This window comes from Celeribacter ethanolicus, assembly GCF_002407265.1.
GTDB lineage: Bacteria > Pseudomonadota > Alphaproteobacteria > Rhodobacterales > Rhodobacteraceae > Celeribacter > Celeribacter ethanolicus.
The window spans coordinates 2914035-2934306 of record NZ_CP022196.1 but is presented as its reverse complement, the minus strand read 5'-3'; the positions used below and the strand labels follow the sequence as shown (position 1 = coordinate 2934306).

The following is a 20272-nucleotide window of genomic DNA, read 5'->3' as shown; positions in this document are numbered from 1 at the left end:
GTGCATATTTCGGGCCCGAAACAGGAGACTCGGATATGGCTTTGGAATTTGGCATCGACACGTTTGGCGACGTCACCTGGGATGCGGCGGGCAATGACCTGCCGCAGGGTCAGGTCATTCGCAACGTGATCAAGGAAGGCATTCTGGCCGATCGGGTCGGGATCGACGTTTACGGCATCGGCGAACATCACCGCCCCGATTTCGCTGTTTCCGCGATTGAGCCGGTGCTCGCGGCGATTGCGGCGCAGACCTCAAAGATCAAACTGACCTCTGCGGTGACGGTCCTGTCCTCTGACGATCCGATCCGGGTGTTTCAACGGTTCTCGACGATCCAAGCGATCTCGAACGGGCGCGCAGAGATCACGTTGGGGCGTGGGTCATTTACCGAAAGCTTCCCGCTGTTCGGCTATGATCTGGCGGATTACGAGATGCTGTTCGAAGAAAAATTCGACCTCTTCAAACGGCTTACGACCGAGGAGAAAGTCAGCTGGTCAGGGCGCCATCGTCCGCCGCTCAAGGCACAGACCGTCTATCCCCGCCCCGAACGTCCGATCCCGGTCTGGGTCGGTGTTGGCGGAAGCCCCGACTCGGTCGTGCGCGCCGCCACCAACGACGTCTCAATGACGCTCGCCATCATCGGTGGCAGCCCCGTACGGTTCAAACCCTTTGCCGACCTCTATCGCGACATCCGCGACAGGATGAGCGCGCCGCAATTGCCGATCGGTTGTCATTCGCCGGGCCATATCGCCGACACCGATGCAGAGGCACGGGAGCGCTATTTCGAGGGCTACCGGATCATGCATCAGCGCATCGGCCAGAGCCGTGGCTGGCCACCGCTGACTCGCGAGGCGTTTGAGCGCGAAGTGGATCACGGAGCCCTGTTCGTCGGGTCGCCCGAGACCGTCGCACAAAAGATTGCGGCAACTGTTGCGGTTCTGGGTCTCAACCGATTCGATCTGAAAATCTCGTCGGGCCCGGTGCCGCACGAGGCGCTGATGGACACCATACGGCTGTACGGCGAAGAGGTCGCGCCGCGCGTTCGGGAGATTTTGGCGAAGGGCTGATCAGTCTTTCGCCTGTATCATCCCCGGGACTCCACCCGCTCGTCGCTGAAATCAGTCCCCCGGACTGATGTCCGGGCGCTTCAGTTCCGGGGCTGACGCCCGCAGCACGCACGAAAGGTCCCCCGGACCTTTCTTATTCTGCGTCCTCACCCCAATCCTTGTCCTGCATTTCCCGCAGACGCGATGCCGTGCGCTCGAACTCGAACGCACCCGCGCCTTCGATATAGAGCCGCTCCGGTTCGTCGACGGCAGAACAGACCGTGCGCACCTTGGCCTCGTAAAGCGCGTCGATCAGCGTGACGAAACGTTTGGCCTCGTTGAAATTGTTGCGCGTCAGGCGCGGAATGTCTTCTAGGATCAGAAGTTTGACCGCATCCGCGATAACAAGGTAATCGCCCGGCCCGAACATCTGACCGCAGAGATCCCAGAACGTCGCCCGCGCGATGCCGTTGTGAAACTTCGGCAAAACCACGTCGCGGCCTTTGACCTTCAGCGTCAGGCTTTCGGTCGCACCGCCCGTCAGATCGTTCCAGATGTCGTCCATCGTGGCGCGCACATCGGGCGTCACAGGGTGAAAGTAGACCGGCGTCCCGGTCAGACGGCCTTGGCGATAGTCCACCGGCGAGTGCAGGTGATGCACCTCGAGCCGCTGTTTGATGATCTCGATGAAAGGCAGGAACAGTTGCCGGTTCAGCCCGTCCTTGTAAAGGTCGTCCGGCACCCGGTTCGAGGTCGTGACCACGGTCACGCCCTTGGCGAACAGCCCCTCGAACAGGCGTCCGACGATCATCGCATCGGCAATATCCGTGATCTGCATCTCGTCGAAGCACAGAAGCCGGATGTCCTGTGCGATCTTTTCCACGACGGGCGCGATGGCATCGGCGGTTCCGGCCTTGCGCGCCGCCTCGATGCCGCCCTGCACCTCCTGCATGAAGGCATGGAAATGCACACGACGCGCGGGCACGGGCGCATGGTCGTAGAACAGGTCCATCAGCATGGATTTGCCACGCCCGACCCCGCCCCAGAGATAGAGTCCCTGCACCGCTTCGGGCTTTTTCCGTCCGCCGATCAGGGACAGGAGCCCCTTTTTCACCGGTTGTTGTGCCAGATCGGCGCGCACCCGCTCCAGAAGCGGCAAAACCGCAACCTGCGCCGGGTCTTCGCGCAACGTGCCTGCGGCCACCCGGGCCGCGTAGATGTCCATGAGCGTTTCCATGCTTCTCCCTTACTGCGCCGGATCGCATAAGGAAAGATGATGCGAGTCATTGCAATCATTCGATTGACCGCAGCAGGGCCATCCCGAAGGATGGCGCAAAGGAGACAGACATGTCCGACACGCGCACGCCCCTGTTCACCCCGGTTCTGCTTGCCGGTTGCATCGTCATCGTCGTGAGTTTCGCGATCCGCGCCTCCTTTGGCGTGTTCCAGATACCGATTGCCGAGGAATTCAACTGGCCACGGGCGGAGTTTTCCCTGGCGATTGCGATCCAGAACCTGTTCTGGGGCATCGGTCAGCCGATCTTCGGCGCACTCGCAGAACGGATCGGCGATCGCAAGGCGATCATCCTTGGCGCCGTGACCTATGCGGCAGGGCTGGTTCTTTCGTCTTTCGCGGTCTCTCCTCAGGCGCATCAACTCTATGAAACTCTGGTGGGCTTCGGCATTGCCGGCACCGGGTTCGGCGTCATCCTCGCCGTCGTGGGCCGTGCCTCCTCGAATGAGAACCGCTCCATGTCGCTCGCCATCGCAACGGCTGCGGGATCGGCCGGGCAGGTGTTTGGCGCTCCTCTGGCGGAATGGCTCCTGAGCTTTATGTCCTGGCAAAACGTCTTCCTGCTCTTCGCCGTCGCCGTGCTCACAACCCTTCTGGCGCTGCCAATGATGCGCAGCCCTGCTCTGGCCTCCAAGGCGGAGTTGGAAGAGAGCCTCGGCGCGATCCTCGGCAAAGCCTTCCGCGATCCGACCTATACGCTCATTTTCCTCGGCTTCTTCTCCTGCGGTTATCAGCTTGCCTTCATCACCGCACATTTCCCGGCGATGGTGACGGAGATGTGTGGCGCCATCGACCCCTCCGGAACGCTCGCTTCTCTCGGGGTGTCGACCACCTCGGCTTTGGGAGCGATCTCGATCTCGCTCATCGGGCTTGCCAACATCGGCGGCACGTTGTTGGCGGGCTGGCTCGGCAACCGGTTTTCCAAGAAATACCTGCTCGCCGGAATTTACCTCGGGCGCACACTGGCCGCGGCCCTGTTCATCGCCCTGCCGATCACGCCGACCTCGGTGCTGATCTTCTCCGTCGTCATGGGCGCGCTGTGGCTGGCCACCGTGCCGCTGACCTCCGGTCTCGTCGCGCATATCTACGGGCTGCGCTACATGGGGACGCTTTACGGCATCGTATTCTTCTCTCACCAGCTCGGTGCATTCCTGGGCGTCTGGCTCGGCGGCCGGCTCTATGACCTCTACGGCGACTACACCGCCGTCTGGTGGGTCGGCGTCGGCATCGGCGCGTTTTCGGCCATCGTCCATCTTCCGGTGAAGGAAGTGCCGCTAGGCCAACGCGCCCTAAGCTGAGGCCTCACGCGGGGTCAAAAGCCCCTCCTCGACAAGGCGCCCGGCCCACCCCAGAGGCCCGTCGAACAGATGCGTCTGCCAGCCGCGTGCCTGCGCCGTGTCGATATTGTCCTGCCGGTCGTCGGTGAACAACAGGTTCTGCGGCGGAATTTTGCAATCCGCCTCGACCATCTCATAGATGATGGAATGCGGTTTGACACAGCCCATCCGCCCGGAGACATAGCGCCGGTCGAACTCGGTCAGGAACGGGTATTGCGTTTCGGCAAATTCGAAACTCTCGATGCCGAAATTGGTCAGCGCAAAGACCGGTACGCCTTTCTTGCGCAGCGCCCGCAGCAATTTCACGGAATGCGGAATCGCGGGCTGGGCCATCCTGATCCAGTCATAATACCACATCATGATTTCACTCTTGAATTCAGGATGTTGTGCTGCGGCGACCTCGATCGTCGCGCGAAAATCATAGCCCTGATCGACCAGATCGTTCATCGCGTGCAGATCGACCGTCTCGAACATGGTCTTGCGCCGCTCGACCCCGACCGTCGCATCGTAATGCCGTTCTGGCTGCCATTCGATCAACACGTTGCCGATGTCGAAAATCACCGCGTCTACAGTCATGCGTTCTCCCGTTTCGCGGCTTGAATCGCCCGCTCCAAGGCGTCCAGAAAGCGCGACCGGTCGGCTTTTGTAAAGGCCTTGCCGCCGCCTTGCCGAAACGGATCGGCGGCACGCAGATCGTACATCAGATCGCGCATCGCAAGCGCATTGCCGATATTGGCGGGGGTAAATGCCTCGCCATCATGTTTCAAAACCCGCGCCCCGGCCTCCACGGCCTTGGCGGCCAGGGGAATATCCCCCGTCACGACCACATCGCCCCGCCCCGCCCGCTCCGCGATCCATTTGTCGGCCTCGTCCGGCCCGTCAGGGACGATTACAAGCTCCATGAACGGGTTCTGCGAAGGCCGCAGCCCCCCATTGCAGACCAGAAGGCAGGGCAAACGATGCCGCGTCGCGACCTTTTCCACCTCGGCCTTCACCGGGCAGGCATCTGCATCGACATAGATTTTCGTCACGACATCCGTCTTCTTCTTGGCAAGAATACTCGATCAGCCGCCGCCGATGAGCGCCCCCGCAGCGAACACCAATGCGCCACCCAGCACAACCTGGAAAACGGCTCTCAGGAACGGCGTTTCCATGAAACGGTTCTGAATCCAGGCAATCGCCCAGAGCTCGATAAAGACCACGGCAAAGGCGATGAAGGTCGCCGTCCAGAAATCCGGGATCAGATAGGGCAGCGCATGGCCCAGCCCGCCCACGGCAGTCATGATCCCCGAGGCCAATCCGCGCTTGATCGGCGAACCACGACCGGAAATGACACCATCATCATGCGCCGCTTCGGTGAAGCCCATGGAAATCCCGGCCCCGACGGAGGCCGCGAGACCGACGAGGAAGGTGGTATGGGTGTTTTGCGTGGCAAAAGCGGTGGCGAAGATCGGCGCGAGCGTCGAGACCGAACCATCCATCAACCCGGCCAGACCCGGCTGAACCCAGGTCAAAACGAACTGGCGATGCGCGTGCTTGTCTTCCTCCGAGCGGGTGTCGTCGTCGAGAAACTGGTTCTCCAACTCCTCGGCCCGCCGCTCGTGCCCGGCTTCCGCCGCCGCGAGGCGCCCCAGAAGCGCACGCGTGTCGGCATCCTGCGTGCGCTCGGCGGCCTTGCGGTAAAAGGCTTCGGCACTCTGCTCCATGGCCTGCGCCTCGTCGCGCATGCGTTCGAGGCCCAGATTCTCGATCAGCCACACCGGATTGCGGGCATAATAGCCCGACACATGTTCGCGCCGGATCAAGGGGATGACATCGCCAAAGCGGCGTTTGTGCAGGGAAATCAACGCCTCGCGATGTCCGTCCTCCTCAACGGCCATGCCGTCGAAAATTTTTGCGCTGTCGGGAAAATCCTTGCGCAGCTTTTCGGCATACTGGCGATAGATTCGAGCATCGTCTTCCTCGGACGAAATGGCGAGCGCGATGATTTCCTGTTCCGACAGATCAGAAAAACGTCTGCGATTGGCGAGTACCGGGAGCATGTTGGACCTCAATTTAGAACGGTTCTAAAATAGCGACCGCTTCGCTTTCTGCAACCCATTATATGCGATGCAGCATCTCTGTCATTGCGCTTACGCCTTGCCGAAGTGAACCATTCGGTTTAGATTGGCCCGAGCCGCGTGTCGTGTGCGGCCGATCGACATCCCTGTCGAGCACTGGGGCAGGCCGACGGCCTGCCTTTTTTCTGGCATTGGCGCGTCACTGCGAACACTTTAAGCTCGGCCCATCGGGGAGAAAACCATGGACCAGACAGAGGCCATCATCAAGAAGGGCCGCAAATACGCCCAGGTGATCGAAGGTGCGCGAACCGTGTTTCTCAGGGACGGGTTCGAAGGCGCCTCGGTCGATGACATCGCCCGCGAAGCCAAAGTCTCGAAGGCCACGCTCTACAGTTATGTGCCCGACAAACGTGTGCTGTTTCTCGAGGTGGCCGCTCTCGAAGCCGCGCGTCAGGCCGACGCCTTCACCGAACGCATGGACGAAAACCAGCCACCACATACTTTGCTACCCTCCGCCGGGCGCAAGATTCTCGATTTCCTGCTCTCGGATTTCGGTACAGCCGTCTATCGCATTGCGGTCGCCGAAAGCCTGCGGTTTCCCGAGGTCGGCCAGCGTTTTTACGACAGCGGACCGGGTCTCGTGAAAAAACGCCTGTCGCAATATCTCGCCAGCGCCACCGCGCGCGGCGAATTGCAGATTGACGACATCGAACTGGCGGCGGAACAGTTCGCCGAACTGTGCAAGGTCCGCCTCGTACCGATGCGCACGTTCCAGATGTCGTTCGAAATTGACGACATCCAGAAACAGGACATCGTCGACAGTGCCGTCGCCATGTTCCTTGCCCGCTACGGAGCCACGCAATGACCCGCCTTTCCAGCCTCCTCACGCTGGTCCCTGCTTTCCTTGAGCGCCTGCAAGGAGAACGCTCCGAACGTGACCGAAAATACGCCCCCCGCAGAGGAAACCTGCGCCGCAGCTTTGATCACCCCACTGATCGGCGAACCGCAATCCGCGCTTGACGCTCTTATGGTCCCTGAACCTCTGCGCATCATCCTGCCCGGCATGACGGTGACCATGGATCACCGTCCCGAGCGGACCAATATCGAGGTAGATGACACGGGTCGCATCAGCCGTGTCTGGTGTGGCTGATCCCCGCCCCACAAAGGAAAAGCCGAGACAGATCAACTGCCTCGGCCGTGAAAGTTGGGTGAGCAAGATCCCCGGTGCCGCGAACTGGGTGGGGGCTGTTGAACCGCGACACCGGGGTAAAGCGTTCTCGCTCTGTCCCCATTTGTGACCTCAGAAGCAGGCCAAATGAGGGGTCGAGCAAGGAATATTCCGGGCGATTTCATGCCCGAAATGCGGCAATCCACAGGGCACTCACGAGTTTGCTTGATTTGCGCCGGAAATGCGCCCACTCTCGACCCATGAATGTACAAACGCCGACGCCCTTCCCGGGCCCTCAGCCACCCAGCCCACCGGACAAGGTCGCTTTCGACCGCCATGAGCTTGGGGCCATTCTCGGACTTTACGGGCGCATGGTCGCGGCGGGCGAATGGCGCGATTACGGCATGTCCTTTCTCAAGGATGTCGCGGTCTTCTCGGTGTTTCGCCGCACCGCCGAGCATCCGATCTATCGCATCGAAAAACGCCCGAAACTGCGCGGTCGACAGGGCATGTATGCCGTGATCGGCATGGATGGCCAAATCCTCAAACGCGGTGCCGATCTGCGCACCGTTCTGCGAGTCTTCGATCGCAAACTGATCCGTCCGGTTGAGTAATCACACCCGGCGATGCGCCGCCACCGGCCCGTCGCCCTGCGCCTCGATCCGCGTAATGGCGCGTTCGATCGGCTCGTAAGCCACTGCCATATGATGCGCATTCGCGTGGATCAAAACCTCCGCGTCGACGCACATCGCGACATGGCCCTTCCAAAACAAAAGATCGCCGCGCCGATACCCGCCTGTCGCCTCTGAGCCGAGGCTCATCTGCATGTCGCTGTCGCCGGGGCACATGACCCCACAGGCCAGCAAACCGGCCTGCACCGTGCCGGAACAATCAATGCCAAAGGCGGAGTTGCCGCCCCAGAGATAGGGCGTGCCGAAAAAAATCTGCGCAATGGTCACGGGATCGGAAAACGGTCGCCCGATAGGGCGTACATGCGCTTTCGGCACAAACAGCCCGCCCTCGATCTCCACAAATTTACGCCGCTCGTCGACCACCTTGATCCGCGAGCCGAAAGCCAGGCTGGTCACCGCCTCGGTCTTGAAATCGTCACGCGGATAAAGATGCGTGGCACGAGCGGAAATCGTGTGCGTCGGGGTCCGTTCCCGTTCCAGATCGGCTTCCTCGACATAACCGACATAGCCATCGCGTGCGGCAATGCCAAAGGCCCAGCCATCACGCAGTTCCAAAACATCGAACCCCTCGCCCCAGAGGAGTTGCCGGTCTCGCGCCCCCCCGGGAGACGCACGCAGATCGGCCACAGGCAAGGAAATGGTGTAACGCATCGGGGTGACTTCGGCCTGCCCGTTCAAGGCATGGCCGGAGAGGGCAACCCGCGCATTGGCGGGGGTCAGGCGATGATCGCTCATAGCTTCAGAAGCTCCGGAAGTGCGGCGAGAATCGCCCGTGCACCCTGCCCCACCCCGCCTTTCGGACGGGCCGGAAGCGGCGATGGGCACCAGCCATAAATGTCGAAATGCATGTAGCGCGGCGTCTCCGTCACGAACCGGCGCAGGAACAATGCGGCGGTGATCGCCCCAGCCATGCCACCCGAAGGCGCATTGTCGAGATCGGCGATGCCCGGCTCGATCATCGTCTCATAGGGCTCCCAATAGGGCAATTGCCAGAGCGGATCGGCGACCTTTGCGGAGGCCTGCGACAGAATCGCGGCATCCCGCATATCGGTGGCAAAGAACGGCGGCACGTCGGGACCGAGTGCCACGCGCGCAGCGCCGGTAAGCGTCGCCATGGAGATCATCAGATCGGGCGGCGTTTCATCGGCCAGTGCCAGAGCATCGGCCAGAACCAGACGCCCCTCCGCATCGGTGTTGTTGATCTCGACCGTCAGCCCCTTGCGCGAAGTCAGGATGTCCTGCGGACGGAAGGCGGAGCCGTCCACCGCATTCTCCACCGCAGGGATCAGCACCCGCAATTGCAGCGGCAGGTCGAGCGCCATGATCATCTTCGCGAGGCCAATCACCGTGGCCGCACCGCCCATGTCCTTTTTCATCAATCCCATGGACGCACCCGGTTTGAGATTGAGCCCCCCGGTGTCGAAACACACACCTTTGCCCACAAGCGTCAGCTTCGGGCCGCTTTTCCCCCAGCGCATGTCGACCAGACGCGGATCGCGCGGAGAGGCGCGCCCGACGGCGTGAATCATCGGGAAATTCCCGTCCAGCAATTCCGTACCCGTGGTCACGGCAATCTCGGCGCCATGCTCTTTTGCCAAAGCACGCGCGGCAAATTCAAGCTCCGCAGGCCCCATATCATTGGCGGGCGTATTGATCAGATCGCGGGTCAGCGCCTCACCCAGGGCAATCGTTTCAAGCCGCGCGGCATCGACACCTTCGGGGGCCAGAAGCTCCGCCTCCGGTGCGTTTTTCTGTGCATAAACATCAAAGACATATCCGGAGAACAGCCAACCGAGAAGCTGTTCGTCGAGCGCGTCGTCCGCAAGCTCCGTTTCCAAACGATAGGTCGCCTTCGGCAGCTTCGCCCGCACTGCCCCGAGGATGAATCTCTGACGCGCGCGCTCTTGCGAACGGCCCAGACCGGCCAGGGCACCCGCAATCCCGTCCGGCCCCGGCAGGAGGCACAGGGTCCCGACGCCCGCATTGAACCCCTGCGCCCGGGCCCACTCCGCTTGAGCAGGGTCGAGACGCACCAGCGTCGCCTCAAGCTCTTCGGGCGCAATCAGATAAATCGGTAGGGAGGATGTGCCGGGTTTGGCAAAGGAAAGTGGCATCGGATGGGCCTTTCATGACGATCACGCCAAACTTAGCTCATCCGATGCCACCTGCAAGCCGAAGCGTCCGGGGACGTCCTTGAGTGCGGCAAGGGACATCCGCACCCGTCTCGCCCCTGACCCGCTTCAGAGAGAGGCCCCCTGCAAATCCCAGACCGCCAGAAGCGAATTCTCACCGATCCGCATCAGTCGCTCGACACAGGCGGCCAGCGCCGTGCTGTCATCGGTCAAGGCCAGTGCGTTCACATCCCCCGCGACCCGGGCGAAAGTGACCATGCCGATCTGTTCCGAGATCGCGATCATCGAACGCGCCGCCCGCTGCATCTCCGCGAACTGGCCCTTGCGATAGCTGCTGTCGACCTTGGCCAGTCGCACCGCCAGCTCCTCCATCGCGCGCGAGACAACGCCGTCCGCGCCGGAGGTTCCCAACTGACTGTACAATTGATCCAAACGATCACGATCCACCTCGACCGTCCCGTCCGGCCGTAACTTTGACACCACCATGTCTCTACCCCACAAATCTCATGCGCCCCCACGCGCTATGCAGAAACTTTGCAACAAGACCCTCAAGAAAAGGTTTAATGCAAAGCAGTTTCTCACTCGAATTCCCCGAAAACTCTCATTACATTCGCGGCAATTTGGCAGCAGACGTCTGAAAAGGAACGTTTCACCCGATGAAATACGCACGCCCCCTCCCGAACTACATGGTCCAACGCTATCACGGCTGGAAGGCCACGACCTTCAACGACAATCGCACCTGGTACAAGAAGCTCGCGGAAGAGGGACAGCGCCCCCGCGCCTTCATCATCGCGTGTTGCGATTCCCGTGTGCATGTGACCTCCATCTTCGGGGCGGATCAGGGCGAATTCTTCATTCACCGCAACATCGCGAACCTCGTGCCGCCCTTCACCAACGACGGCGACCACCACGGCACATCGGCGGCGGTGGAATACGCCGTCACCGCGCTGAAAGTGGCCCATATCGTGATCCTCGGGCATTCCAACTGCGGCGGCGTTCAGGGATGCTATGACATGTGCTCGGGCCATGCACCGGAACTTGAAGAAAAGTCCTCGTTCGTCGGTCGCTGGATGGACATCCTCCGCCCGGGTTACGAACGTGTCCTCGACGTGCCGGAAGAGCAACGCAAGGATGCTCTGGAAAAGGAATCCATCCTGATCTCGCTCGAGAACCTGATGAGCTTCCCCTTCGTCCGCGAGGCCGTCGAAACAGGCAAACTGACCCTGCACGGTCTCTGGACGGACATTGGTGACGGCGATCTTCTCCAATACGATCCCGAGACCAAATCCTTTATCCAAGTCTGATCCCCGCTCTGATCCCAACGGATCAGGCCACCAGACGCAGAACGTTTTCGACAGCGTGCTCTTCGGTCAATACGAAGGGCGCGTTGGCGACCTCTTCCGGGCGCGGCGCCTCGATCAGCGCACTGGGGTGCACGGAAACGGAGCGCACGAACATCGGTTTACTCATCTGCGTCACCACATGACGACTCGTCGGACGCTCGGTCGAAACGATCTCATCGAGCTCTTCCGGAAAGAACATCACGGCACCGCTCTGACACAGGTTCAGCGCAATGATGCGGCCTTGGCGGGCTTTGGCGAAATAGTCGGTCATGGATCTGTCCTTTCTGAATGTCTGACGATCAGGCGGCCAGCGCGAGGCGGGCGCCGAGATCCGGGCGATAGTCCGGATCGTTACGATATCCCCCGAGCAGGACCACGTTCGAACGACGTGCCTCCCGTGTCAGGTTGTGATTGGCGGGACGGCCGGTCGCCTCAAGGACATGCACGTCCCAGTTGAAAATGATCGCACCCTTGGCCTCGACGGACTGGCCTGCGGTCTTCATCAGCTTGATCATGTTTCCATCCTTTCGGTCCGTGCCCCCGGAACCCTTAGGACCATGGGAGCACAGCCGCGCCACCAGCGAAATTCAAGCATGGAAACAATTTAAGACAACTGCGGCGTGACGGCCGCTCATGGAATTTATTTTTTATGAAAAACAGACATTTAATCCTCCCGCACACGAGGATTTCCAAAAGTTAAAATTCATCCCATCAGCGATGGGATGGTTAATTTCAATTGAGACCCGTGACGAGGGTCTGGCGGGGTCGAGGCAACTTTGGGGCAGCTTTGTGACGGCGCCCGCGTTCCCCTCGAATACCCCGAATCACAGCCCGACCAGGAGAAGAATATTCGCCTCTTGGTTGTGCCTAAACATCCCTCATTGCAGTTCCTTTCCCTCCGGCCAACGCAGGTTTTCGCCCAGAACGATCTCCTGTCGCGCCCCCGCATCAAGATCGAAATGCCAGGCCAGCACCCCGCGTTTATCGTCGCGCCCCTCGACATCCGGCGCGGGGCGGGCGGTCCAGTCGATCTTCAACTCGTCCTGTTCGGACACGGACACACGGTCCACGACCTCCACCGGCCAGCTCCGCCCCGTGTGGTTCTCCACGCTGATGCGCCATTCGCTCGCCGTCTCGTTGGACTTGGAAATCACGCCCCGGTCGCCCTCGTTGCGGGTCAGGAGCACGCGATCCACGGCAATGCCATCCACCGCCCCGAAGGCCAGCTCGGTCTCCGCCCCGTTCACCACGGTCTCGAGCATCACTGTGCCAAGGCTTACCCCGTCCCGGATCAGCCGAACCTCGCCGGGCACCAGCATCTCGCCGGTGTCATTGGTGAAGCTGGCCATGAGATAGCCGGTGTTCTCATAGAGCGGCACGGCGCGCACAACGATCTCCGGCGACAGCGCCAGAGAGGCCAGCATGAATTCGCGCCCTTCCGTGCCGGAATAGAGACTGGCGGGTTCAGGGGCCTCATAGGTCTGGCTCAGCCCCGTCAGATTAGCCCGCATCTTGACCATCGGCGCGGCCTCCATCACCGGTTCGGCATAGCCGTCCATCTCAACCGAAACACTTGCCGTGGCGCGCATCAACGGCTCAATGGGGCGCGGCTCATAGACCCGCCGCACATATTCGTAGACCTCGTTCGGAGCCGGTTTGCTGTTCGGATTGTCGGTCGCAAAGCGCAGCGCCACGTCGAGCCACGGTTCCCGCGTGTTCTGTTCGACAAAGACCGAACGCACCAGTTCCATCGTGCCCGCATCCGTGTCGAGCCGGGCGGTGTAACGCGGCTGCCAGGAGGCGTCTTCGGACATATAGGTGAAACCGACCTGCACCTCGCCTGCCTGCTCCATACGGACCGGAAGCGTGATCGAAATCCGATCCTCAGTGCTCGGCACCAAAAGATCGAGGGCGATTTTCGCCTCCGTCAGTTCATGCTCAAGCGTTTCAAGCGCCTCATTCGCCGCATCGACACGACGTGACGCGTCGAGCCCTGCAAGACGCGCAGCAAGCGATTCCTCACGGATCATCCGGGCGGTCGCGGCGGTCTGTTCCGCATCCTCACCCGCATTCAGGCGCCCGAGATAGGCAAGAACATCCTGCGCCGCATCGTCTTCGAAACCGATCTTCATGATCTCACTGCGCCGCGCGCTGATCTCGTCCTCAAGCGCATCGACACGCGCCTTGGCGGCTTTCTCCGCCTCGGACCGGAACAAAAGCGCCTCCGTGATCGGCGCGACACCATAGGACACCGGCCCGAGAGCGCCGCCGTCCACCCGGATCTGCAAGCTCCGCTCAATCTCAAGCGGATCGTAGCCTTGGGGAATGTCAGAAAAAACGATCTCGTGCTGGCCCGCTGGCAGGGTCACGGTCGCATTGCGGGTGATCATCGCGCCTTGCGGGTAGAGTGTCGCCTCGGTGACGAGGCTGCGCGCCTCGAACCGCTCCGCAAAGGCTGGCAGCGCAATCAGAGCGCTCCCCGCCAGACATGAAAGGGTCAGAATGGAACGGGTGCTGAATTTCGGGAACATGATTTCCTCCTTACCGGTCGGAGGAAAGGTCCAATGCGACGCCGCTCTGCGCAAGGGGAATTCAGCCCAAGGCAGGGCAACATCCCCAGCATGGCGAAAGCTCGCCGATCCCCCGACATCAGGTCAGGCGACCGTCTTGGTGTCGCGGTTGCACCCATCGTGAAACTTCTCGTGGAAGGTCCTGCACAGGTCTTCCTTGGTGAGCTGCGGATGGGGCTTGGCCAATTCCTCCGTCCAGTCGCCCAAACGATCTTCCAGGCGGTCCGATGCCCCCGCGCCAGTTTTTTTGATCTCGTGATGCCGCATGGCGCCAAGATCTATTTTCACTCGAAACATCACCCTACCCCTTCGTTGCATGGCTATGTCGTCAGACCGAACTAAGCATAACAGCGCCACATATGCGCCGCGTGTATGAATAAAGTTTAAAGTTAACACATGCCCCCAGCGGCTCTCTCAGAGGTTTCAATACGATTTCAGTGGGTTGAATGTTTAAAAATAGCTGCTTTTCACGGCAGAACCCGCCCCCAATACAGGCCTCTCCTTTCCGGTTTCCCGGAAACGCCGTGAACATGCCCTCAATTCGGCGAATCGACTCCACGAACCCCAATGAAAAAGGGCGCCCGCAAGCGCCCTTTCGTTAAGAGTTTAGTTACCCACTTTCGCCCAGGCCGGACGTCTCAGCCCTTCTTGAGCACCCGGCGACCGAGCAGTTCGGCAATCTGAACCGCGTTCAGCGCCGCGCCCTTGCGCAGGTTGTCGGAGACGCACCACAGATTCAGACCATTCTCGACGGTCACATCCTGACGGATACGGGAAATGAAGGTAGCGAAATCGCCGACGCATTCGACCGGGGTCACGTAACCGCCGTTCTCGCGTTTATCGACCACGAGAATCCCCGGCGCGGTGCGCAGGATTTCACGGGCTTCATCCTCGTCGAGGAAGTCCTCGAACTCGATGTTAATGCTCTCGGAGTGACCGACGAAGACCGGCACGCGCACGCAGGTCGCGGTAACCTTGATCGCGGGATCGACGATCTTCTTGGTCTCGGCGACCATCTTCCACTCTTCTTTCGTGTCGCCCGAGTCCATGAAAACGTCGATATGCGGGATCACGTTGAAGGCAATCTGTTTGGTGAATTTCGACGGGGCGACTTCCTGACCCGGCACATACATGCCCTTGGTCTGGTCCCAAAGCTCGTCGATCCCCTCTTTGCCGGCGCCGGACACGGATTGATAGGTGGAGACCACAACGCGTTTGATCTTCGCACGGTCATGCAGCGGCTTCAGAGCCACGACCATCTGTGCGGTGGAACAGTTCGGGTTCGCGATGATGTTCTTGTTCTTGTACATCTCGATCGCATCCGGGTTCACTTCCGGCACGATCAGCGGAATTTCCGGATCGTAGCGATAGAGGGACGAGTTGTCGATCACCACGCAACCCGCCGCCGCCGCTTTCGGCGCGTAGGTTTTGGTGGCGTCGGAACCGACCGCAAACAGGGCGATGTCCCAACCGGAAAAATCGAACGTGTCGAGGTCCTTGGTGGTCAGGGTCTTGTCGCCAAAGCTCACTTCGGTGCCAAGAGATTTGCGCGACGCCAGCGCCACAATCTCATCGACAGGAAACTCGCGCTCGGCGAGGATGTTCAGCATTTCGCGGCCCACATTGCCCGTGGCGCCCGCGACGACGACCTTATAGCCCATTTGGCACTCCTCATTCGTCCAGGGTGACTGGCGCGGAGCCTTACTCGAAAGGGGCAGGAGAAGAAAGGGGGTTTAGCGCCGCGCGGCCGCTCTGGCGGCCTCAATTCGCGCTTGTGCGGCCTTTTGGTCGATCACGACACCCGCAATAGGGTCGTCCGATACATGTGGAAAATGGGCCTGATCAAGATAGCTCATGAATGCCGCCCTGAGTTCGGGATCGAAGGACAGTGATTCCGCCTGATAGAGCGCGCCACTGAGGGCCTCTGCATTCCCGGCCACGCGAACGAGTCCCGGCAGGGCAAAGAACGCCTGCCCCAGAACGATCACCGGCTTGTCATAGAAAAACGCCTGCAACCCGACGGAAGAGTTGATGGTGATCACGCCCCGGCTCGCCCGGACCTGTTCGAATGTGTCGGTCTGGTTGTCGACCACGATCCGCCCCTTTGCCGCCTCGACGGCACGCGCCAATGGCCAGGCGAGCGAGGTCTTGGCAGAGGGATGTTCCTTGACACGGATATGCCAGCCTTCGGGCAGGGAAGACGCCGCTTTCGCCAGCTCGGCCAGCATGTTCGGCACCGATCCGACCCAGCCGGAAAACAGGGTGATCTGGCTGTCGTTCGGAACCTGCAACGGCACGAAGAGAAATTTCTCCCCGGCAAGATCGACCCCGGCCGCCTGCCCGACATCGGCACGCTTTGACGCCCGTGCCGTCAGATTGGCCCCCAGGTGCCGCCACCCGTCATCCTGCCGATCCGCACGCCCCGCCGCCCAGGAGGTATAGAACCGGGGATCGCACGGCAGGGAGCCAAGCGCATTGACCCCGCTGTGATCGAGCTGCATCCGCCCGGGAAAGGGCGCCAGTTCGGCGTAAAGCGTCGGAACGCCTGCGTCCTTTGCCCCCTCCATGAACACCCGCCGCGATCCGGTGATGCCGTTCCAGCACAGCGCCACCGTCTCGCGATGCCGCGTGAAATAGCGCCGCGATCCATTATATTGCAGCCGGATAAGCAGACGTTTGAGAGCACGCCCTATCGGCCCTCTCGGCTGACGTTTGGCGACCGCCAGCGCCGCATCGACACGCGCGCGGGTCTCCGGAAAATCACGCAGCGACATGGGGATCGTCCAAAGCACCTGAGCACCACCATCGGCCTCAGCCACGGAAGACATGAAACTGTCCTTCTTTTTCGCATAGCCCTTGAGATAGGTGATCATCGCGCCCCGCCTTTCTCTGTCCTCCACTCTTACCTATGCGAGCCGAGGTAAGGCGACAAGATCGGGCTGACGTCCGCTGGGCTCACAGGCCGGATCGCGCCATGGCTCGAACCCTCTGTGGATGATCTCCTTACACGCCCCTTTCAGCGGTGCTTTGCGCATGGAAACCGTCGGCAACGTGCATGGGTCACGTTGCGCGAAAACCGTTCCGGTTGTCTTCATCGCCTTGAAAGATCGAAACCGCCCGGTGCGTTGAGCTAGACGGCTCCAGTCCGAACCTCCCGCGTCGGGTCATGCCGGTGTGCGTACCCCATCACAATCCCGCGCAGTTTATCGCAATTCGCGGCCTCGATCGCCGCCTGGATCTCCCGCAACAGGCCGGCAACCTCGATCTGGCTCAGACAATGTTCCTCCGCCCGCAGAATTTTCGGGTGTGGCGTTTTGCGGAGATCGTCCAGATCGACAAACAGCTCCTCATAAAGCTTTTCGCCCGGACGCAGACCGATGATCCTGATCTCGATGTCGCCTTGCCCGGTCAGAGGGTCTTTGACACTGCGCCCGGAAAGCTGGATCAACTTGCGCGCCAGGTCCATGATCTTTTGCGGTTTGCCCATGTCGAGCACGAACACATCGCCACCTTCGGCATAGGCCCCGGCCAGAAGCACAAGCCGCGATGCCTCTGCAATGGTCATGAAGTACCGGCGCATCTCGGGATGAGTGACCGTCACGGGTCCACCGCTTTCGATCTGGGCCTGAAACAGCGGCAAGACCGATCCGGACGAGCCCAGAACATTGCCGAACCGGACCATCGAGAATTTGGTGCGGGGCGCGCGGCTCTGGATGTCCTGAACGATCAGTTCGGAAATCCGCTTCGTCGCCCCCATGACGCTGCTCGGCCGCACAGCCTTGTCGGTCGACACGAGAATGAAGCGCTCGACCCCTTCCTGCACCGCCGTATCAGCAAGGATTTTCGTCCCCATGACGTTGTTGCGTGTGCCTTCGATCTCGTTGTTTTCGACCAGGGGAACATGTTTGTAGGCGGCCGCGTGCAAGACGATCTCCACCCCGTGCTGGCGCATAACATGGCGCAGGCGCCCGGCATCCGTCACCGTGCCAAGGCAGGGCAGAATCTCGATGTCGCGGGCCAGGGCGCGGGATCGCAACTCGAGATCGAGCGCGTAAAGATTGTATTCGTTCTGCTCGAACAGGACGATCTTGTTCGGCTGGCAATTGAGCAACTGGCGACAAAGCTCCGACCCGATGGAGCCCCCGGCCCCCGTCACCATGATCACCCGTCCGGCATAGCTCTTGACCATCTCAGGCGTATCCAGATCAACCTTGCCACGCCCCAGCACCTCGTCGGGGTCCACCGTCCGCAATCGCGCATTCCCGCGCTCGACCAGCATATCAATGAAAGAAGGCAGAATCTGGACCGGGATATCGACCCGCTCACACAGATCGACAATCGTATCACGCCGCTTGCGGGCACTGTCCGGCAGGGCAATCATCACCTCGGAAATCGCATTGCGAAAGACATCCTGCACCAGATTCCCGGAGGGCAGAACCGGTATCCCTCCGATGTCCATGCCCTGCATTGCAGGATTGTCATCGAAGAAGGCCACCACCCGTCGATCCGGCGATTGCCCCATGGCCGACGCAAGCTGCACCCCCGCAGCACCGGCCCCGAAAATCGCCACGCTCTTGCGCCTGTGCAAATGCTCGCGCAGTCCGCTGAGGATCGAAACCGCGATGGCACGCGAGACCACCAGACCCGCAAAGACGAAGATGCCGAAAGTCAACACCGCGGCCCCGGAATGCGGCACGCCGAGCGCAACGCTCGCAGCCCAGAGCACCAGGGCGATGCCGAGGCTGAACCGAAAGATGGTCATCAGGTCCCGTGAGTTCAGCATGACCAGTTTGATCCGATCCAATCGGAATATCACATTCAGCAACAGCCCCCCGGTCATCAGCGCACCGCAAAGCCAAAGCAGGGTCACGTTGTCTCCGGCCACCTCCATTCCAGGCAAAAGCTGCAGGCTCAGGAGAAGCGAGAGCGTCAGTACCAGAAAATCGGACATCAGGATCACCGCGCGGATCACATTGCGCGGCAGAGACGTCAAGCCTACGATAAGTACTTTCCTGTACACGACCAACTCGCCTTACAGTGTGTTTCCATCCCACTTTTCTCAAATTAGTCAGAGTAAAGTTAACAAGCCAATAACAGCGCCGAAAACGTCTGACGGAAATCGAGGCATCGTCAGCGGCGTGCCAAAACGGCGCTACCTCAGCACGCCAAGCAAAGTTTTTATAATAATCTTCACGTCAAAACAAATGCTTGCGTTTTTCTGATAGAGCAAATCCAGACGTGCTTTCCGGGGCACGCATCTGCGGGAATAGACCGCATCCGTCGCCTCAGGTGTAACGCAATCGACCAAAAGACGCGCCTCGTGGGCATGAAACGTCAGGGTTGCAAGCCCTGTCACCCCCGGCCTGTTCTGCAACACGGTCCGGTAAAGTTCCGGGTGACGCTCGACATAGAGCCGCAGGGGAGGACGTGGCCCGACAAAGGACATGTCACCTCTGAGGATGTTCCAGAGCTGTGGCAGTTCATCGAGCCGGGTGCGACGCAGAAACCCGCCTGTGCGGGTGATGCGATCTGTCTTGTCGCCACCGGACACACCGCTGTCGGTCGCCGAAAGGGTCATGGTGCGAAACTTGACCAACTGAAAGCCCTGTTCCGGCGTTTTCATCCGCTCGGACAGGAAAAACACCGGTCGCCCGTCGCGCAGCAGGATCACTGCGGCCAGAACTCCGATCACCGGCAGCGACAGCAGCCCGAGACACACAGCCAGCGACAGATCGAACAGGCGTTTTCCAAAGCTCATGTTCCGGCCCTCACAGCATTCCATTCGGCAACAATCTCTTGCGCCGAGGCTTTCAGTTCAATCTCGGGGCACAGCCGCGCCAGACGGGATGTCGCCAGGGAAATCTTCTGATGTCCGGCATCGGTCCTCGGGCGCGCAGTCCAAGGCACCCCCGCCGCATCAAGCAGATCGGACATGGCCACAGGGCGCGCGCCCGCAAGATTGAGCACCGGCGGGAGGCTCTGGAGCGTACTCAAGGCACGCAACACGCGCAGCAGCGTCACCGGGCCGATATAAGACCGCTCAGGGCTGTGCCCATCCGGGAAGATATCGAGCGGCAGGCTGGCTCCCGCACGAGACCGGGCATTGCCCAAAAGCATATCCGCCCCGGCGACATTGCCGATCCGCAGAGCACAAATCTCGATCCCCTCCATCGCGGCGCGACGGGTGCAGAGCTCTTCCATCTCGGCCTTGGCATGGCCATAGGCATTGATCGGCGCGAGGAGATCCTCTTCGCGAAACGGTTTGCCCCGGTCCGGGCCATAGACTGCGGAAGACGAGGCCACAAGAAAGCGCGACACCCCGGCACGCAGCCCCGCCGTGATCGCATGATCGACAGTGGTGACATGTGCTCGCATCGAATCTGGATCGTCTTTATCCCCGCTTGCACCAGAAAATATCAAAATACAATCGAAACCATGCTGGCTCCGCACAGCAACCAAAGGCGCGGGGTCGCGGAAATCCGGCCAAAGGAATGAGTTCTCAGTGCACCAGTCCGCAGCGCGGTATTGCCAGAGACATCCTGGGGCGTCCTCCGGAAATAGCCGTTCCGCCACGCGAAGAAGCCCCCCGATCCGGCCGGAAGCCCCGAGATAAGCGGCACGATGGTCTGGCAT

22 protein-coding genes are annotated in these 20272 nt (G+C 60.7%); 6 read left to right on the top strand and 16 right to left on the bottom strand.

Going from position 1 to position 20272, the window contains the following annotated elements; translation table 11 throughout:
• Positions 1-35: 35 nt before the first annotated feature.
• Positions 36-1064, top strand: a complete 1029-nt coding sequence (locus CEW89_RS14375; protein WP_096806361.1) for an LLM class flavin-dependent oxidoreductase — start codon at positions 36-38, stop codon at positions 1062-1064.
• Between the two features lie 133 nt (positions 1065-1197).
• Here CEW89_RS14375 and zapE read toward each other — a convergent pair whose 3' ends face one another.
• Entirely contained in the window at positions 1198-2280 is a 1083-nt protein-coding gene (gene zapE, locus CEW89_RS14370) for a cell division protein ZapE (RefSeq protein ID WP_066707747.1), read from the bottom strand.
• 110 nt (positions 2281-2390) lie between these two features.
• Here zapE and CEW89_RS14365 point away from each other — a divergent pair, with 110 nt between their 5' ends.
• A complete protein-coding gene (locus CEW89_RS14365; RefSeq protein WP_096806360.1) occupies positions 2391-3635 on the top strand; it encodes an MFS transporter in 1245 nt (414 codons plus the stop codon).
• On the opposite strand, the gene CEW89_RS14360 is transcribed toward CEW89_RS14365, so the two are convergent.
• Genes CEW89_RS14360 through mbfA form a run of 3 tightly spaced genes read right to left on the bottom strand, consistent with a single transcriptional unit; the run spans position 3627 to position 5716 of the window.
• Positions 3627-4250 carry an HAD family hydrolase gene (locus CEW89_RS14360; RefSeq protein ID WP_066707744.1) on the bottom strand — a complete coding sequence of 208 codons (624 nt, stop codon included), beginning with the start codon at positions 4248-4250 and terminating at the stop codon, positions 3627-3629. The two genes, CEW89_RS14365 and CEW89_RS14360, sit on opposite strands and share 9 nt — an antisense overlap.
• Positions 4247-4705, bottom strand: a complete 459-nt coding sequence (locus tag CEW89_RS14355) for a YaiI/YqxD family protein (RefSeq protein WP_096806359.1) — start codon at positions 4703-4705, stop codon at positions 4247-4249. Before CEW89_RS14355 ends, CEW89_RS14360 begins: the two co-directional genes overlap by 4 nt.
• Before the next feature lie 33 nt (positions 4706-4738).
• Positions 4739-5716 carry an iron exporter MbfA gene (mbfA, locus tag CEW89_RS14350; RefSeq protein ID WP_066707741.1) on the bottom strand — a complete coding sequence of 326 codons (978 nt, stop codon included), beginning with the start codon at positions 5714-5716 and terminating at the stop codon, positions 4739-4741.
• Positions 5717-5975: 259 nt separating this feature from the next.
• On the opposite strand from mbfA, the gene CEW89_RS14345 reads away from it, so the two are divergent.
• The 3 genes from CEW89_RS14345 to CEW89_RS14335 all read left to right on the top strand — a co-directional run bounded on the left by CEW89_RS14345 (position 5976) and on the right by CEW89_RS14335 (position 7516).
• On the top strand, positions 5976-6599 hold the full coding sequence (locus CEW89_RS14345) for a TetR/AcrR family transcriptional regulator (RefSeq protein WP_096806358.1): 624 nt from the start codon (positions 5976-5978) through the stop codon (positions 6597-6599).
• Positions 6600-6668: 69 nt separating this feature from the next.
• Positions 6669-6884 carry an I78 family peptidase inhibitor gene (locus tag CEW89_RS14340; RefSeq protein WP_244906077.1) on the top strand — a complete coding sequence of 72 codons (216 nt, stop codon included), beginning with the start codon at positions 6669-6671 and terminating at the stop codon, positions 6882-6884.
• Positions 6885-7162: 278 nt separating this feature from the next.
• Positions 7163-7516, top strand: a complete 354-nt coding sequence (locus CEW89_RS14335) for a DUF2794 domain-containing protein (RefSeq protein ID WP_066707736.1) — start codon at positions 7163-7165, stop codon at positions 7514-7516.
• Here the strand turns inward: CEW89_RS14335 and CEW89_RS14330 are convergent, their stop codons facing one another.
• The 3 genes from CEW89_RS14330 to CEW89_RS14320 all read right to left on the bottom strand — a co-directional run bounded on the left by CEW89_RS14330 (position 7517) and on the right by CEW89_RS14320 (position 10212).
• The gene (locus CEW89_RS14330; RefSeq protein WP_096806356.1) at positions 7517-8329 is read right to left on the bottom strand and encodes a C40 family peptidase; all 813 of its coding nucleotides are present in this window, start codon (positions 8327-8329) and stop codon (positions 7517-7519) included. It lies immediately after the preceding gene.
• Positions 8326-9708, bottom strand: a complete 1383-nt coding sequence (locus CEW89_RS14325; RefSeq protein ID WP_096806355.1) for a leucyl aminopeptidase family protein — start codon at positions 9706-9708, stop codon at positions 8326-8328. Before CEW89_RS14325 ends, CEW89_RS14330 begins: the two co-directional genes overlap by 4 nt.
• A 126-nt stretch (positions 9709-9834) precedes the next feature.
• Positions 9835-10212, bottom strand: coding sequence for a hypothetical protein (locus tag CEW89_RS14320; RefSeq protein ID WP_244906076.1), 378 nt, complete (start codon positions 10210-10212; stop codon positions 9835-9837).
• A 170-nt stretch (positions 10213-10382) separates the two neighbouring features.
• Between CEW89_RS14320 and CEW89_RS14315 the strand changes: the two genes are divergently transcribed.
• Positions 10383-11030: a carbonic anhydrase gene (locus CEW89_RS14315; protein WP_066707728.1), complete on the top strand. Its 648-nt coding sequence runs from the start codon at positions 10383-10385 to the stop codon at positions 11028-11030.
• Between the two features lie 22 nt (positions 11031-11052).
• Here CEW89_RS14315 and CEW89_RS14310 read toward each other — a convergent pair whose 3' ends face one another.
• The 9 genes from CEW89_RS14310 to CEW89_RS14270 all read right to left on the bottom strand — a co-directional run bounded on the left by CEW89_RS14310 (position 11053) and on the right by CEW89_RS14270 (position 20272).
• Positions 11053-11340 carry a hypothetical protein gene (locus tag CEW89_RS14310; protein ID WP_096806353.1) on the bottom strand — a complete coding sequence of 96 codons (288 nt, stop codon included), beginning with the start codon at positions 11338-11340 and terminating at the stop codon, positions 11053-11055.
• 28 nt (positions 11341-11368) lie between these two features.
• On the bottom strand, positions 11369-11584 hold the full coding sequence (locus CEW89_RS14305) for a hypothetical protein (RefSeq protein WP_096806352.1): 216 nt from the start codon (positions 11582-11584) through the stop codon (positions 11369-11371).
• Positions 11585-11947: 363 nt separating this feature from the next.
• The gene (locus CEW89_RS14300) at positions 11948-13600 is read right to left on the bottom strand and encodes a DUF4139 domain-containing protein (protein ID WP_096806351.1); all 1653 of its coding nucleotides are present in this window, start codon (positions 13598-13600) and stop codon (positions 11948-11950) included.
• A gap of 123 nt (positions 13601-13723) precedes the next feature.
• A complete protein-coding gene (locus CEW89_RS14295; protein WP_096806350.1) occupies positions 13724-13936 on the bottom strand; it encodes a hypothetical protein in 213 nt (70 codons plus the stop codon).
• Between the two features lie 341 nt (positions 13937-14277).
• On the bottom strand, positions 14278-15300 hold the full coding sequence (locus CEW89_RS14290) for an aspartate-semialdehyde dehydrogenase (RefSeq protein ID WP_066707714.1): 1023 nt from the start codon (positions 15298-15300) through the stop codon (positions 14278-14280).
• A 72-nt stretch (positions 15301-15372) separates the two neighbouring features.
• The gene (locus CEW89_RS14285) at positions 15373-16512 is read right to left on the bottom strand and encodes a capsular polysaccharide export protein, LipB/KpsS family (RefSeq protein ID WP_096806349.1); all 1140 of its coding nucleotides are present in this window, start codon (positions 16510-16512) and stop codon (positions 15373-15375) included.
• Between the two features lie 257 nt (positions 16513-16769).
• The gene (locus tag CEW89_RS14280) at positions 16770-18659 is read right to left on the bottom strand and encodes a polysaccharide biosynthesis protein (protein ID WP_244906075.1); all 1890 of its coding nucleotides are present in this window, start codon (positions 18657-18659) and stop codon (positions 16770-16772) included.
• Positions 18660-18791: 132 nt separating this feature from the next.
• Complete coding sequence (locus CEW89_RS14275; protein ID WP_096806347.1) at positions 18792-19397, bottom strand: sugar transferase; 606 nt, start codon at positions 19395-19397, stop codon at positions 18792-18794.
• Positions 19394-20272 (bottom strand): NAD-dependent epimerase/dehydratase family protein, encoded by an 879-nt coding sequence (locus CEW89_RS14270; RefSeq protein ID WP_157779869.1) that lies wholly within the window; start codon positions 20270-20272, stop codon positions 19394-19396. Before CEW89_RS14270 ends, CEW89_RS14275 begins: the two co-directional genes overlap by 4 nt.